Consider the following 15413-nt stretch of genomic DNA (forward strand, 5'->3'; position numbering starts at 1 on the left):
GGCCTCGAGCCAGGTGCGAAGACGGTAGCGAAACCGTTCGTGGCGGGTCTGGCGCGCATCCTCGGCAATAATCTGGGCAGCGCGGGCTTTAAGGCGATCCAGCTCTTCGCCGCCGCGAGGATATCGGAGCGAAGACATCGACGTATCGCATCGACCAGTGGAGCAGTGCGCCGATGACCGGTTCGGGGATGCGCGGCGTGGTGTTCTCCGAGCTCGTCCGGCTCCGACCGCTGACATTGCTTGCCGTGCGCCCACCCCAGGGCAGGAAGGGAATGCCGCCCCCGGTCACCCATGGGCCAAAATGATGGAGGTCGATGGGGACATCGACATAGAGGCGGATCTGTTGCGATGAACGTGCGCCGTCTGCCCCAGATGCGCCAGATACGCGTCCAGCACTTGCTGGTCGACGCGCGCCAGTTCGACGGAACCGATACGATCGTGCAGGAACTCTCCGAAATGGCGCAGGAACAGCAATGTGCCCTTGGCGGTCGAGGGGCCGCAAGGGCCCGGTAGCTGCGCAGAGGCGCCTGAAGGCGGGCAAGCATATACTCCTTGGCGAGCCGTCGAAGCGCGGGTCTTCGATGGCGCGAAGTCCACGCGAAACGCTGCCGGACGCGCGTTGGCGCGAAACATCGCTGGACTGAGATCCCAGACATCGTCGCCGAAGCGGGACAGCATCGACCGCTCCGATCCCGGTCTGAGCGGTCTGCCTGCGAGGATGTCGGTGTCGTCGGGATGGATTGCCGATGGCAGCGATGGCCTTGCGGTCGTGCAGTCTGGATTTGCTCTCATGCGAGACCCGCCTCCGGGGGAAGGTAGATCTGTGCCGATTGACTGGCCGTGAGGGCACGCGCGGCGGCTAAATCGGGCTCAGAGAATTGCGGCAATATCTGCGCAGAGATCCTGTGGTGGACCCGCCGAACTTCGCCTGCCAATCTGCTTCGGACAAAACCTTGCGCTGGTCCACCACGAAATCCAGAAACGCCATCAGCGCGGGAAGCTTGCGAGTGGTGATGACGCCGTTGCGGCATTCGAGGCAGCCCCAGAACGGCACCGGGCAGGCCTCTCCCGACGTGGCGAACGGGCTGCTGTAGAAGCCGGAACAGCTTGCCAGCCATACATCCTGTTCGCCTGCCAGCAATGCCGGAACATCGGTCGCCAAGCCCTCCGGAAAACCGGGCTGAGCCGAAGACGGAGCTGCCAAGACTTCGACCTCGGCCTCCGGGGTCAACACGGTAGGCTGCAACGCATCTTCGACAGCGTCCATCAGCGCCTCGGCGATGGTAGCTTCGTGTATCGGCCGCAAGGCGGGAATGTCCCCATAGTGGTTCGCAGCAACCTCGACGGTATGTCCAACCGCAAACCGGCGCAGCTGACCGCCGGTCTTGCGATACCACGCAGCCTTGTGGGTCTTGCGCAAACGCGAGAGGCAGAGCTTCAACGGCTTCCCGTAATCATCCTGCAACCCGTGATGTTTGACCCAGACCTTTCTAGCGGATTGCATCGGCAGAACGACATCGGTCAGGCGCCCGCGGCAGTAAAACGTGAAAAGCTGCTCGCTCTTGAGATGACCGCGCGCCGTTGCGGTCCACTGAATTGCGAGGCGCAGGAGGCCGCCCGGGGTGCCTGACCCTCCGTCCCGAACCCGCAGCCGCTTCCACTCGGCATGACGGGCGCGGCGCTTGCAATACTCGATCTCGACATATCCGCTGGACGGGTTCTTGAGGCAGTCGGCACGCAGGGTCTTGATCGCTTCGATCTCGAGACCGGTCTCCAGCGACAGCAAAACAAAAAGGGCAATCAGATCGCCAAGAAGCAGATGCCGCGTGCCATGCATCCTGTCGCTCAGCCCCTCATTCGAAATCCCTGCATAGTTCCGTGCCCCGTAGAGTTGACGAAAAAGGTCGTTCTTGACGGTAATGAAACCGACACGGTCGATCTCCGCGAAGGCGTCCATCTCCAGCCGGTCGATGCGTGTCTCGCACTCCTGTTCAAGCGCCGGACGGAATCGCTGCATGATCGCTGCAACATCGGCACGTGCGGCCACCTTCAAGGCCACCCGGACACTGTCGCTGTAGGCATCGCGCGGGCGCGGTGGAACACCCGGGCGCGTACTGACATAGAATAATCGGCGGGAAGCCTCTTCGGAAAGGCGGCCTGGTTCGCCCGCATCCGCCAACCGCAGCAGCATCACTACATCTCCCATCTGGTGGCGGCGATGGTTGGGATGCTGCCCGCGCTCATCCATCCAGGCGTCGAAGCCTTCGATGGTAGCAACATCAATCTCGGCAAGCGCCTGTACGGATGAGTCTGTCGCATCGAGATAGCGCCAGAACCGATGGATGGCTTCGGCCAATGACATGGCGGTGCGGACGGTGCCGGCAGGGCCACCGACCTGACATGCCTGCCAGAGTGCCAGCGTGAAGGCCCGTGCAAGCGAATTGCGACCCGGCAAACGCGTCAGGTCCATCGTCGCAGTCTGTCCGGCCAAGGCAATCTCGAAACGGCGGGCGGTGATGGCAATGGCGGCCGCGGGACCGGGATCGGAAAGATTGTCAGGAAAACTCGCGCGTCGCCCTGGGCGGGGCTGTGAGACGCGGGCTCTGCCGGTCATCGATCCTCCGCCATGAGTTCGTCGGTCCAGCGATCCGCCGCCGCATCGACGAGTTCCTGCGCCTCGGCAAGGCTGTCGAGATAGATGTAGGTGCTAGCGATGTTCGCGTGGCCGAGGAGGTGCTGGAGATGGCGGAGCGGATCGCCAAGCATCTGCCGATAGGCAGCACCGTGCGCATCGGTCGGGTTGAAGATCCTGCCCACCTGTTCGCGGATCAGCATCGACAACATGTTGACCGCAAAGGTGTGCCGCAACATGTGCGGTGTGACGATGATATTGAGGCCGAAGGCCTGGCACCGCTGGCTTGCCCTACGAAACGCTACCTCCCAAGTACCCGACGACACGGGCTGGCCGCGTTCCGTGAGCCAGAGCGATGCGTGTTCAGGCATCCCATCAGGCGATCGCAGCAGCCGTTGGCGGTCTTGCGCAAGGAGCCTGGTCAGCGCGATGCGCCGACCACTGTCATCAATGGCGTTGCGGCCATCGGGTGACAATACAAAGGGGACGGCCGGACGAGGCGGCGCCTTGGCGGCGGCAATCCGGCGCTCGATATCGACGTAATCCCCGATCTGCTTGAGCACCCGGCGCGGCAACCGGATGCGTCGCGGGCGTTCGCCCTTGGTGATCACGGCCGGCAGATCGAAAGGAAGTATCCGTGGGCTGTCGGAGATCAGCCGGGGCAGTTCGTCTATGATCAGGCTACCGGCCTCGCCGAGGCGCATGCCTGTCGTGACGAGCAGTTCCGCGAAAACGGCATTCCGCTCGCCATTGCGGCAGCGCCAGGCTGGGTCCTCGGACCCGTCCGGCAATTTACCCCTCAGGCCGATATCCCGGAATACGAGGTAGCGCCCGAGATCGACGAATTGCATGTCATGCGGGCGCGCGGCACGTTCCCGCGCCCTGTTCCCCTCAACCACCTTCGGCGTTCCTCGCCCATGACCATGGCGAAAGGACAGGTCATATCGAAACGGCGAGGATGCGATCAGTCCCTCTTCAAGCGCCCACCGATACAGTTTGTCGAGCGCCGCGATCGCCCTGTTCCAACTGGATGCCGAAATCCGGAACGGTGCATCCGACAAACGCCGTGCATGGTGAAACGCGATGACATCGTTGTAATCGGCACGCCAAAGCTGCTTTCCACCACGCCGTTCTTCCAGAAACCGCATCCAGACGAAGATGTCATGGGCGTAGGCGCGCAAACTGTGCCGCGAACGCACCCCCATGGTCGGACAGGCGCGAAAGAACCGGTTCACGTCATGCAAGTAGCTTCCGTCCCGATCCAGTAAGAAGGGCATGCCATCCATCAGGTCGATCTTGCCAGCGGCCTCCGTCAGGGACACGGAAAGATCGGCCGGAACGCCTTCGACCGAAACGGGCGCGCGCAGCGCCGATCCGTCGGTGAAATAAAGCTGCGTCATCCATCCTCCAAAGGCGTTCGCGTCCAGAAAACGACGCCCGCGACTCCAGTCGCGCTAAAACCGAAGCGCCGCCAGCCCCGTCCCTACGGCCCTTTTGATGGAGAGCGGGCCGGGGCTGGCTCATCTCTCAATCCTAAGGTTCCGCATAACCCGCACCATGCACAGGAATAAGACGCTTCCATAGAGTCAGGATAAGGTATGATGTTTTTGGGCTCTGTGAACAAAGAGACTTAGGTGCTCTTTGGATGAATCAAACCAGTCATGCACATGTTGGTAATCATCTGGAACTCCGCCGAATTTTCGGGCCGAGCTTTCCGCGTGATGGAGGGGATGTGCCATGTCAGAGCCCCTCGTGTTCGGTGGTGTCGGTCTCGATATACCGGTTCGAGTGGCTGACATCGATCCTGTCCGCCTCGAGCGCCCAGGTCAGAGCGCCATAGCCGCCCTCGTTGTTCTCGAAACCGGGACTCAGCGCATAGGCGAAGTCCCAGCCGAAGTCTTCAACCCGGCGCCGCAACTCGTCCGTCAGGGTGACCGTGTCAGGGGTCACGACGACCTCCTCGACATTGCCGGAATCGCCGTAGCCTTCATATTGCAGCTCGATGCTGGTTACGCCGAGGGCGCGCAGCTCGGTGAGAAGTGCCGCGCGGGTTTCGACCCGCTGTTCGGAAGCGCGCCTCTGGGAGTCGAGCATCTGCGCGAAGAAATCATTCGCTTGTGTCATGTCTTTGGTCCTTTGGAATTGTGGGAAGGGGAGGGCGACCGCTGCGCGAGGCCGCCCCGGAAGTTTTTGGCGGGCTTCAAGCTGCTGCGTCGCTGTGTTTCTCAGCCGTGCGATCAACCAAGTTGAAATAGAGGTTCTCGGTCGCGCGCTTGAACCCCGGCGGTTTGCGCGGGGCGAGACAACGCACCGAAGCGCTGCAGCTCTCGCCATGCTCCATTGCAAACTGCGTCACCTTGTCGATCAGGTCGTCCATGCCCGCGGCCTGGATGCGCTTTTCGGGGTAGCTTCCCAGCATCTGGAACTGGGTGACGACGAAGGCGCCATCACGATGCGCGGGATAGAGGGTGATCTGATACTCGAGTGTCTTGGCCATCTCTGGTCTCCTGCGGCAGGCAAGGCGCGATCATCGCGCCCCTTGAAACCCGCCAGCGCGAAAGGACCGCCCTTTGTGCAAGGGCGGACCGGGGCGGTTATTGGGGATGAGGCGTCAGTATTCCGACGGCAGAAGCAGGGTCAGTACGCGGCGCGTCTGATCGGGGTCGGAGGGCTCGGGCGAGCCGTACGTGTAGTCGACGTCGTACAAGTCGAGTTTGAACCAGATCGTCGTGCCATTGAATTCGATGACGCCCATCTCGTGCCATCCCTGCGGATCACTGTCGGCATTGAACCCGTCGAAGGCGGCAACACGGCGGGTGAGTTCCAGCTGAGCGTCGGGCCCAAGCGCCGCGACGCCACGTGTCATCACAAACTGGCCCTGCGGAGCATCGGCAACCGGGGTGGTGCCAAGGATGGAACGTCGAAACGCGTCATTCTGCGCAGCGATCAGTGCGGCTTCCTTGACGGGATCGAGATCGAGTGTGGTGGACATGGGATATCTCCGGGACGGGCCCGCCGATCCGATATCGGCTGCGTGGAACCCGTCAGCGGGAAAGGGCCGCCCTCAATGAGAGGACGGCCCAGGGCTTGGTTCGTGACTGAATCGTCTTCGCCGCGTCAGGCCGCATCCTCGCTGAGGAAGGCGGGCAAGGACGACGGTTCATCATTCTCGTCATCGGTCGAAGTTTCCGCGGCATGCACGTCGCCATCCTCGGCCTCCGGCGCATCGCTACCCATGTCGGGACCGGCCTCCGTCGCACCGGCAAACACCATCCCGTCAGGCAGCCAGCGCGTCGTCTTCGTAACAGTCGCCGCGTCGAAACCTTCCGTCTCGCCGGCTATTTCCGCGAAAGCCCGCTCCATCGCCGCCGCAATATCGCCCTTGCGCTCGCGATTGCGATCTTCGGCATAATGGTCACCGATCAGCTTGCGCGACGTGGCAACCGCGTGGCCCTTATTGACCCGGCCCCAGTAGTTTTGGGCGGTCGGGCGCCAGCAGGCCGCCACATCGACATCGAGCCGCGCGCCGATTTCCTCGATGATCGGCGAGGGGCGATTGTCGGAGGAGAGCTGCGGCTTGACCGCCAGACCCGTCGCCCAGGCGAAGAGCGCCTTTTTGTCCGCGATGGACAGCGCCGACATCGCCCGAATGTCTTCGGGTTTCTCAAGGGTCATCCAGTCGGTGGCGAGGTCCTGTTCCAGTACCTCGAGCATCTTCTGGGCGACGGTATCCGCATGCAACACTTCACGGTTTTGCGCCTGGAAGGGTCGGATCGAGATGTCGAGGGCCTCGGTGTTGTAGGACCGTCCCAGTGCCTGTTCGCAGAGCGCGTAGAGCATCGCATCAAACGCCACCTCAAAATCCGCCGCCAGATGCGCCCGCAGGATGTGCTGGCGCGTGGCCCGGAGATCGTCGGCCAAACTCGCCGAAATGCCGTCCGCCTTGCGCAAAGTCGCGGCGGGATCGGAGGCCGGAACCGGCGTCGAGGAAGTCGGCGGCGTCACGTGGGGGCGGGCAGGGGAAGGAGCGCCATCCGCATCAGCGGTGGTCTCGTCGGGCTCGGGCGCGGCTGGAATATCCTCGGGACGCACGAGGCCCTTCTCGACGCGCAACGCCCCGTCATGACCGATGGTCAGTACAACGCCAGCAATTGCACGATCCTCGTCGGCATAGGGCTGGCGTTCCCGCTGCAAGGCTTCGATCTCGCGGAGGCGCGGCTCGATGGCGTAATATTCTTCCGTCTCCGCGTCAGTCCAGTCCTCACCGTCATTCTGCGCCGCCAGTTCTTCTTCGCGTGCGATGAGTCGCTCTTCTTCGGCAAGCAGGTCCGGATCGGGTTCGATGTCCTGCGGATAGGCGCGCCCAAAACTGCGAAACGCGCCGTAGTCCACCGAGAGATGCACCTCGACCCATTTCCACGTCCCTTCGAGAGGTTTGGCCGCAGCCTGCAGCTTCTCGATGGCGAGGCGCTCCAGGAGCTCAGGGTTTTCCATATGAGCGCTGGCACGATCGTCGAAGAGATCGCGCAGCAATACACCGCCCGCCGCCTCATAGGCTTCGATGCCGACAAAGCGCCCGAGGGCGGAATTCGCCGAATGGGCCGTCTCGGTCAGCTGGCGTTTGATGCTCTGCGGATGGATATGGTAGCCGCCCTTCACCGCGTTCCAGACCGCCAGTTGCCGATCATGGTCGTCGGTCAGCGTGAAAGCCATCACGCATTCGAGGGTCAGATTACCGGCACGAAAATGCTCAATGATCTCGGGCGCAACACGAGCGAGTTTGAGACGACGGCGTACCAGGTCGACGGAGACGCCGAACTTCAGTGAAATTTCATCCTCGCTTCGCCCCTCGGCGATCATCGCCTCAAAAGCCTCGAACTGATCGGCCGGATGCATCGCAGCGCGCTGGAGGTTTTCTGTCGCGGAGGTGAGGATAGCATTGCGCTCGGCCTCGACGAGACAGGGAACAGGATAATCGGCAGGAATGACGTCGTCTTCGGCTAGCTGCTTCAACGCCTTGAGGCGACGGCCACCCGCGTCGACAGCAAAATGTGTCTCAGACAGCGCATGAACTACTAGGTTCTGCTTGAGGCCGATCTCTCGAATACTGGCGAGAAGCTCGGCGTCGTCACTGGTGCTGGCGGCCACCTTGCGGACGTTGAGCGGGCTTGGTTCCAGTTGGTCGAGCGGGATCAGGCGGATGTCGGCAGCGCCGTCAGGCGTTGCCGTTCCGGCGGCTTCGGTCTTCTTCGCGGAGGCGGGTTTCGGGCGGGTTGTGGTCTTGGCCATGGTCAGGGTCCTTGTCACGCCGGACCCGGAAGAGGCTCTCTCTATCCTTTCAAGCCCGGCATCCGGGCTTCCCTTTCTCTGGCTCTTTTTTGAGGTAATTGGGCAGGTATGAACTGATGCGGTGGATGCACCCACCCCAACGGCATCTCGTATGCCATGATGGTCTCATCGGGCGCTCGAAACCGCCGATCCCGGCAGGGGGTAACAGGGATCGTTCTGTCCTTCCCTGTCACCCAGTTCGATCAGGCGGCCTTCACCAGTGCGAAACCGATGTCCGCGCCATGGCCCAGCCCATAGCCGAGCTGGATCATCATCTCTGCCATCGGTTCGAGATATCGGGCGTTGCCCAGAGGCCCGCTTTCGATGGCCACCATGCCCACATCCTCGACAAAAGCGACGACCTGCGCGCGTGCATCGGCATCGTCCCCGGCGACATAAACCGGAACCGGGGCGTCCTTACCGCTCGCCTGGTTCTTCAGTAGGTCGGCAAAAACGGTGTTGAACGCCTTGACGACCCTTGTGCCGGGGACAAGCGCCGCCAGCGTCTCGCCCGCGGAACTCTCGTGCCCGACTGTGAGGCTCATGTAGTCGGGTGCCAGCGGGTTGGTCACGTCGATGAGCAGCTTGCCGTCAAGCGCGTCACAAACGCCCGTATTCGACAGCAGTGCTTTTGCCGGCTCAAAGTGCAGGGCGAGCACGACCAGATCGGCGTCCTTGATTGCGGTCGCAGCATTGCCGTCCTGACCGACGACAGTCACTTCATGCCCTGCTTTGCGGCTCAGTTCCGCAAGCGGTGCGCCCATGTTGCCGCGCCCCAGAATTGTTATCTTCATCACATGTCTCCTGTTTCGATGGTGATGATGGCTATCTAGCAACGAGTGCCTTGGCGGACTTTCCATTATGTGACAAAGAATACTGATTCCATGCCAAAAGCTGACGGACCATGAAAACGCGGATCGACCCAGACCAAACACCGATGCCGCTTTTTGCATTGAAGGAGCGGTACGCGCACATCCATGTGCCGTTTCACAGGCATCGCCGCGCACAGCTCATCCATGTGAACGACGGCACGCTCACCGTCGCCACGCGGGATCGCCGTTGGGTCATTCCCCCGCAACGGGGCGTCTGGATTGCACCCGGCGTGGACCATCGGATCGCATCTTCCATGCCTTTCACGCTGACGACCTGCTACATCGAACCTGACCGTTTCGATGTTCCTGCGCAGGGGATCGTTGCTGTCGATGCGCTGACGCACGCCTTGTTGCCCGAAGTAGCTGACCTTGGCGCGAACTGGAACACGCCGGACGCCGAGCGGCTGGTTGCAGTGCTCTTCGATCGGTTAGCGATGTTGCCAACTCCGGGATGTGGCCTGCCGCTTGCGTCGGACGGGCCTTTAAAACGGTTGACTGACATTCTGTTGAACGACCCGGCAAGCCAGGAATCACTGTCGGCCCTAGCACCCCGCGCAGGCCTGAGCGAACGGACGGCCACACGATATTTCCTGACCAGGCTTGGGATTTCCTTCGGCGCCTGGCGTCGTCAGTTGCGCCTCCAGACTGCACTGGCGCAACTGGGGGCCGGAGCCACCGTCACGGTAGTTGCGTTCGATGTCGGCTACAGAGACGTGTCATCCTTCATAACGGCGTTCCGCGCCGAATACGGAAGCTCACCGGGACGGATGTTTAGGAGGAAGCTGTCTGACAATGTGAAAGGCTAAACGCTAGGAAGTGTGAGCTAATGGGATGAACTGCCTTCCCGCCAAACCGCTGCTACTGTGGCGGGTATAGGTGGAGAGAGGAGCATCTGATGGACATCAAGGTTTTGGGAATAGATTTGGGTAAGACCGTTTGCAGTCTGGCCGGGCTGGATGAAGCTGGCGCGGTCGTGTTTCGCAAACGCCTCCAGCGGCATCGGCTGCTGGACTTTCTTGATACGCTTCCGCCCTGCGTGGTTGCGATGGAAGCCTGCGGCGGGGCGCATCACATCGGGCGCTATTGTCTTGAGAAGGGACATGAACCTCGGTTGATGTCGCCGCTCTATGTCCGGCCCTATGTGAAGGTTCACAAGAACGACGACCGTGATGCGGAGGCCATTGCCGAAGCCGCGACCCGTCCGACGATGTCCTTCGTTGCAATCAAGTCCGAAGAGCAGCTTGATCTCCAGGCCCTGCACCGTGCGCGGGAGCGTTTGGTTTCAGAGAGGACGCGCTTGATCAACCAAGGCCGCGGTTTCCTGATGGAGCGCGGCATTCGAGTAGGAACAGGGCGCCATGTCTTCCAAAAGGAACTGGCCAGATTAGCCGCAGAGGGTGCTGCTGATCTTTCACCCCGAATGCTCCTGCTCGTAACTGACATGGCGTCCGAACTGAAAGTGATCAATGATCGGGTCGCAGCCATCGATGCCGAGATCAAGGCGCTGGCCAGGACGGATGCTGATATGCAGAGGCTGATGGAGATCCCCGGCATCGGTCCCACGATTGCGACGGCGCTTGTGGCTGCCGTCGGCACAGGCAGCAGCTTTGGAAAGGGGCGTGATCTTGCCGCATGGCTTGGTCTGGTGCCACGGCAGGTCACGACAGGTGGCAAGGCCAAACTGATCGGCATCTCGAAACACGGCAATCGATATTTGCGTAAGCTCTTCATCCACGGAGCTCGAACGGTGCTGCATCTCGTGCGTGACAGGACGTCGCCAATAACGGCTTGGGCAGACGCTCTGAAGGAGCGAGCGCATGTAAACGTCGCGGCGGTCGCCATGGCCAACAAGATGGCACGTATCGCCTGGGCTGTTCTGACGAAGGGTGAGAGATATCGACCGAATGCCATGAGCGGCCTGTAGTCGAGCAAACGCGCAACCGAACGAAGGAATCTGCGAGCGAGGAGGAGATGGACCAACGACCAATCGGCGTCTTGCAAGTCTGACGGGGGGCATGGCCCTTGAGTGCCGATGAGCTAACGAGACACAGGACGCGCGACTTCCCATCTTGGTCAGGGGCAAATCGAATGGCCCGGAAGAAAGACCGAATACATAGAAGCAGGGTCAGCGGCGCATCGACAAATCACTTGCAGGGGAAGGCAGTTCATACATACTCCCCATCGTTTGGACAGTTTCTGGCGTAAATTAAGCTACTCTTTGCACCTGCTGATCGGGTTGGGTTTCGTCTTTTCTCAGCCAATAGACCACGGCTGGTGGTCTGCCGCCAAGGGCCGAGTGCGGGCGTTGGTGGTTGTAGAAGGTCATCCATTTGCGGCTGCCGGCCCTGGCTTCCGATCCGGTTTCCCAGGCATGCAGGTAAACGCATTCATATTTCAGGGTCCGCCACAGCCGCTCGATGAAGATGTTGTCGAGGAAGCGGCCTTTCCCATCCATTGAGATGCGCACGCCGGTCCGGCGCAAGCGGTCCGTCCAGGCAAAAGACGTGAACTGGCTGCCTTGATCGGTATTCATGATCTCGGGCGGGCCGAACTTGTGAATGGCCTCGTTCAGCGCTTCGACGCAGAAGTCGGCCTCCAGCGTGTTCGAGATGCGCCAGGCCAGAACCTTGCGGGTGTGCCAATCCATAATCGCCACCAGGTCGAGGAAGCCGCGCCGCATTGGCAGGTAGGTGATGTCCGAGCACCAGACCTGGTTCGGGCGATCCACACGCAACCCTTTCAGCAGGTAGGGGTAGGTCTTGTGGCCTTTCGCCGGCCTGCTGGTATTGGGCTTCTGGTAGATCGGCATCAGTCCCATAAAGACCGTCGAACAGCAAAGCATCCTGATGGCGCACCGGACCCGGTCGCTGCTCGTCCGCCAGCGGACCATGGCCGCGAACGCCCTTCGCGCGCACTTGGCCGAATTCGGCGAGGTCGCGAACCCGGGCATCGCCAATCTGGTGAAGCTGGCCGACAAGGCCTTCGCCAATGAAGCTCTCCCGGGATATGCTCATCGAGCGCTTGATATCCTGATCCGCCGGATTGCTGAATTGACCGAAGAAGTCGGTGCGCTGAACCAGGAGCTGAAGGCCTGGCACGCCGAGAACGAAGCAAGCCGCAGGCTCGCGGCCATTCCAGGCATCGGTGTGATCACCGCGACTGCCATTGCAGCCACCGTGACCGACCCCGACCAGTTCCGCTCCGGCAGGCAGTTCGCCGCCTGGCTCGGGCTGACGCCGCAGCAGCAATCAACCGGCGGAAAGACCCGGCTCGGCGGCATCTCGAAACAGGGTGACCGATACCTGCGGCGCTTGCTGGTCGTCGGAGCCACCGCTGTCATGCGTCATGCCAGGCGAAACCCGACACCAATGACGGATTGGGTGAACGGCTTGCTGGAGAAGAAACCGTTCCGCTTGGTCTCTGTCGCTCTTGCCAACAAGCTTGCCCGCATCGCCTGGGCGGCCTCACACGCGGAGAAACCTACAGACCCTACGGGTTGCCTTCCTGACGGCAAGCGACCCGAACCGAATTGGCAAAGGCAGTCGATGATGTGTAGCGATCGAGCCAAAGGCGAAGCAAACCCGTCTGATTCAACGCGCCTTAAAAGCGCGCCAGCTTGATCAGGGACCTCGCCGGCGGATTTCCATCAGGGCCAGCGGCAAATGAAAGCCGCACAAACAGGCCGGACATATGAAAGCAACCGATCTCCGCAGCACGACAAAATCAGCCCTTGCCAAAGGCGGCGTCCACATATGAATCAAGATCGCGCGGAGACCGCAACCAAATCAATGGGTCCAGAGCCTAACCTCAAATCGAAGACGCCTCAGGCGAGCAGGTCAACGCTTCCGTATGACCAATTGAAGAGCCGCAAGATTGCGGTCGTATTCGTCACGGCCGATCAGCCTGCGACGCCTAGATAGGTCTTTTGAACGTCTGCGTCTTCCATTGCCGATTTTGTGGAAAGGCGGGCGACCGAGCGGCCATTGACAAGAATTATCGCCTCGTCAGCAAGACGGGCAGCGACAGAGAGGTTCTGCTCGACCAGCAGTAACCCGATGCCCTCGCACACGAGGTCATGGATCGTGGCGATCAAACCTTCGATGTAGGCGGGAGCAAGACCTTCTGTCGGCTCGTCCATCACGAGGAACGATGGCCCGCCACGCAGGGCACGCGCGATCGCCAGCATCTGCTGCTCTCCACCGGAAAGCAGGCCCGAGGCCGTGGCGCGACGCTCGTAAAGACGAGGGAACATCGACCAGAGACGCTCAAGAGGGAATGCCCCAACGGTCCGTGGCCCGCATGCAACGAGCGTTTCTTCTACCGTGAGCGATGGGAACAATCGTCTCCCCTGCGGAACATAGCCGATGCCGCGTCGGGCGATGACATGAGGCGATGGATGAAGAGGGCCGCCAAAGCTTATCTCGCCGCCCGAGATCGGCGCGAGGCCGGTAATGGCATTACAAAGCGTAGTCTTCCCCATACCGTTCCGGCCCAGGATCGCCAGCGGTGCTTGACCGACGTCGAATGTCACGCCGTCGAGAACACGGCTACCCGCCAGTTCCACTGTCAGATCACGCACCGACAGGCGCGCGGCGGCTGGTTTCGTAGCTTCCGAGGTAGATGTCATGAACACGTTCATCCTTTGCTATATCGTCCGGTCGGCCGGTGGCAATCAGGCGTCCGGCGTGCATCACGCTCAGCCTGTCGGTCAGTCCCAGCGCAAAAGTCATGTCGTGCTCGATCATCACCAATGCCGCCTCCCGTCCAAGGTCCGAGAGTCGTCGAAAAAGCAGGTCGCGCTCGCGCGCCGACAGTCCGGCGGCCGGCTCGTCGAGAAGGATTACCTTTGGTTCGCCGACGAAGGCACCGGCCAGCTCCAATTGCCGCCGCTCGCCATGCGACAACCGCATCGCCAGTTCATCCCCCCGCCCGCCGAGACCGACGAAGTCGAGCACCCTTCGCGCCTCGTCACGCACCTTGCGCGCCCGTCCTCGAAGGGGCGACAGGCGCCCGTTCGACAGTCCCAAGATGGCCAAGCTGACGTTCTCGACCAACGTGAGGTCGGGCACGATCTGCGAGGTCTGGAAGGTCCGCCGCATCCCGGCCCGAATGCGCTGGTGCGGCGGCTGTTCGGTCACGTCGCGTCCGTCCAGAACGATCCGGCCCTCGGTCGGCTGCACCGTCCCCGCGACGAGAGCGAAGAGCGTGGATTTCCCCGCGCCATTCGCCCCGATCAGGCCGTGCCGTTCACCTGGCGCAATCGCAAGGTTGAAGCCGTCGACCGCCCGCAGCGCGCCGTAGGTTCGGACTGCGCCGCGGATCTGCAGGATGTGGCCCGTTGGTTCCATCACGGACACGACGGATTGTCCCGACTGACCGGGCCCAATGCCAGGAACGCATCGCGCGACATGCCAAGCGTCTGGTCGATCTGCTCGGCCTGCGCGACCACCTTGTTGTAAAGGTGACCGTCCGCGTCCTCTGCCACCTCAGTCACGAAGTTGTCCGAGATCGCCTGGCGTTTATCGTCCAGCCGGATCGTGCCGCCCATCGGGCTGGTGAAGCTGATCTTGGACAGAATGGCGTTCAGCCTTTCATGATCCTGGCCAAGGTCTCCGCCTGCCTCTTTCAGCGCAAGAAGAAGCGCCTTGGTGTTCACATAATAGGTGTAGGCCGCAAGCGAGGGGCCGGGGAAGCCGTCGGGGAACTGCTTCTGGTAAGCCGCGACGAATGCCTGCCACTCGGGCCCGTCCCAGCTGTCGGCGGTCGGTCCGGCTGACGGCGTGCCGATCAGGTAATCCTTGAACCGGCCTTTCGAAGACAGAATGGTCTGGTCCGCGGTAAAGGTGCTGGCGATGATCGGCTTGTCGCCGCCGGCCTGTGCATATTGCGTCAGGAAGTTAACCGCATCCGCACCACTCAGGCCCACGAAAATGCCGTCGATACTATCCGGGATCGAGGCGACGACTGACGAGTAGTCTTTCTGCCCGATCGGCACCCAGAACTTCTCGGGCACATGACCGCCGGCCGCGCAGAACTCATGCATGAAGCCGAAGACCTGAGTGTAGGGGAACGAGTAATCCTCGGCCACGACCGCCACGGATTTGTAACCCTTGGTGTCGTGGCTGTAGGTGCCAAGACCCGCCATCCATTGCGCGCCATCCGTCGAAAAGCGAAAGAAGTTCGGCGCGGGCTCGCGCAAGGTCGTGTCCTGTGCGGCCGAGGTGCCATTGACAAAGGTCGTGCCCGGCTGGCTCTTGGCATAGTCCTTGACCGCCCGGCCCTCGTCGCCAGACAGCGGGCCCACGACGAAGCGTAGACCGTCATTTTCGACCAGCTTTCTGGTTGCCGCGACGGCGGATGCCGGGGTCGCGTCTGAGGATGCTGTGGTCAGGATGATCTTCTCGCCTAGCGTGTCACCGAACTCGGCGACCGCCATCTGCACGCCACGCACGCCGTCCTCGCCCAAGGCGGTGAACGCGCCTTCCAACGTTGCGACGACGCCGATCTTGATATCTTCGGCGCTTGCGTGTCCGGCCATAGCCAAGAACGCGAGCGCTGCTGTCGTTAACCTTTTGGTCATG

At 61.6% G+C, this 15413-nt stretch carries 13 protein-coding genes and 2 pseudogenes; 3 read left to right on the forward strand and 12 right to left on the reverse strand.

Translation table 11 applies throughout. The features are described 5' to 3' along the window. Window positions 1-285: 285 nt before the first annotated feature. The 8 genes from IMCC21224_RS25490 to IMCC21224_RS25525 form a co-directional block, all read right to left on the reverse strand. Window positions 286-792 (reverse strand): hypothetical protein, encoded by a 507-nt coding sequence (locus IMCC21224_RS25490; protein WP_156178442.1) that lies wholly within the window; start codon window positions 790-792, stop codon window positions 286-288. Between the two features lie 67 nt (window positions 793-859). Then, window positions 860-2614, reverse strand: a complete 1755-nt coding sequence (locus IMCC21224_RS25495; protein WP_231582238.1) for a hypothetical protein — start codon at window positions 2612-2614, stop codon at window positions 860-862. Further along, the gene (locus IMCC21224_RS25500) at window positions 2611-4032 is read right to left on the reverse strand and encodes a tyrosine-type recombinase/integrase (protein ID WP_047998105.1); all 1422 of its coding nucleotides are present in this window, start codon (window positions 4030-4032) and stop codon (window positions 2611-2613) included. The genes IMCC21224_RS25495 and IMCC21224_RS25500 overlap by 4 nt, the downstream gene beginning before the upstream one ends. Before the next feature lie 340 nt (window positions 4033-4372). After that, window positions 4373-4756, reverse strand: a complete 384-nt coding sequence (locus tag IMCC21224_RS25505) for a DUF6878 family protein (protein ID WP_047998372.1) — start codon at window positions 4754-4756, stop codon at window positions 4373-4375. A 76-nt stretch (window positions 4757-4832) separates the two neighbouring features. Continuing rightward, entirely contained in the window at window positions 4833-5129 is a 297-nt protein-coding gene (locus IMCC21224_RS25510; RefSeq protein WP_047998373.1) for a hypothetical protein, read from the reverse strand. 114 nt (window positions 5130-5243) lie between these two features. Next, window positions 5244-5624, reverse strand: a complete 381-nt coding sequence (locus IMCC21224_RS25515) for a DUF3768 domain-containing protein (RefSeq protein ID WP_047998374.1) — start codon at window positions 5622-5624, stop codon at window positions 5244-5246. A 125-nt stretch (window positions 5625-5749) separates the two neighbouring features. Continuing rightward, window positions 5750-7921: a ParB/RepB/Spo0J family partition protein gene (locus IMCC21224_RS25520; RefSeq protein ID WP_047998375.1), complete on the reverse strand. Its 2172-nt coding sequence runs from the start codon at window positions 7919-7921 to the stop codon at window positions 5750-5752. 242 nt (window positions 7922-8163) lie between these two features. After that, complete coding sequence (locus tag IMCC21224_RS25525) at window positions 8164-8754, reverse strand: NADPH-dependent F420 reductase (protein ID WP_047998376.1); 591 nt, start codon at window positions 8752-8754, stop codon at window positions 8164-8166. A gap of 110 nt (window positions 8755-8864) precedes the next feature. On the opposite strand from IMCC21224_RS25525, the gene IMCC21224_RS25530 reads away from it, so the two are divergent. Both IMCC21224_RS25530 and IMCC21224_RS25535 read left to right on the forward strand, forming a co-directional pair. Next, window positions 8865-9638, forward strand: coding sequence for a helix-turn-helix domain-containing protein (locus IMCC21224_RS25530; protein WP_047998377.1), 774 nt, complete (start codon window positions 8865-8867; stop codon window positions 9636-9638). 89 nt (window positions 9639-9727) lie between these two features. Further along, window positions 9728-10756 (forward strand): IS110 family transposase, encoded by a 1029-nt coding sequence (locus IMCC21224_RS25535; RefSeq protein ID WP_047998378.1) that lies wholly within the window; start codon window positions 9728-9730, stop codon window positions 10754-10756. 282 nt (window positions 10757-11038) lie between these two features. On the opposite strand, the pseudogene IMCC21224_RS25540 reads toward IMCC21224_RS25535, so the two are convergent. Further along, window positions 11039-11650, reverse strand: a pseudogene (locus IMCC21224_RS25540) (IS3 family transposase); the annotation flags it as partial. Here IMCC21224_RS25540 and IMCC21224_RS25545 point away from each other — a divergent pair. Further along, a pseudogene (locus IMCC21224_RS25545) lies at window positions 11649-12340 on the forward strand (IS110 family transposase); the annotation flags it as partial. The pseudogenes IMCC21224_RS25540 and IMCC21224_RS25545 overlap by 2 nt on opposite strands. 390 nt (window positions 12341-12730) lie before the next feature. Here the strand turns inward: IMCC21224_RS25545 and IMCC21224_RS25550 are convergent. Genes IMCC21224_RS25550 through IMCC21224_RS25560 form a run of 3 tightly spaced genes read right to left on the reverse strand, consistent with a single transcriptional unit; the run spans window position 12731 to window position 15412 of the window. Then, window positions 12731-13459 carry an ABC transporter ATP-binding protein gene (locus tag IMCC21224_RS25550; protein ID WP_047998379.1) on the reverse strand — a complete coding sequence of 243 codons (729 nt, stop codon included), beginning with the start codon at window positions 13457-13459 and terminating at the stop codon, window positions 12731-12733. After that, window positions 13404-14180, reverse strand: a complete 777-nt coding sequence (locus tag IMCC21224_RS25555; RefSeq protein ID WP_047998380.1) for an ABC transporter ATP-binding protein — start codon at window positions 14178-14180, stop codon at window positions 13404-13406. The genes IMCC21224_RS25550 and IMCC21224_RS25555 overlap by 56 nt, the downstream gene beginning before the upstream one ends. Further along, on the reverse strand, window positions 14180-15412 hold the full coding sequence (locus tag IMCC21224_RS25560; RefSeq protein ID WP_047998381.1) for an ABC transporter substrate-binding protein: 1233 nt from the start codon (window positions 15410-15412) through the stop codon (window positions 14180-14182). The genes IMCC21224_RS25555 and IMCC21224_RS25560 overlap by 1 nt, the downstream gene beginning before the upstream one ends. Window position 15413 lies beyond the last annotated feature (1 nt).

This window comes from Puniceibacterium sp. IMCC21224, from assembly GCF_001038505.1.
Lineage (GTDB): Bacteria > Pseudomonadota > Alphaproteobacteria > Rhodobacterales > Rhodobacteraceae > Puniceibacterium.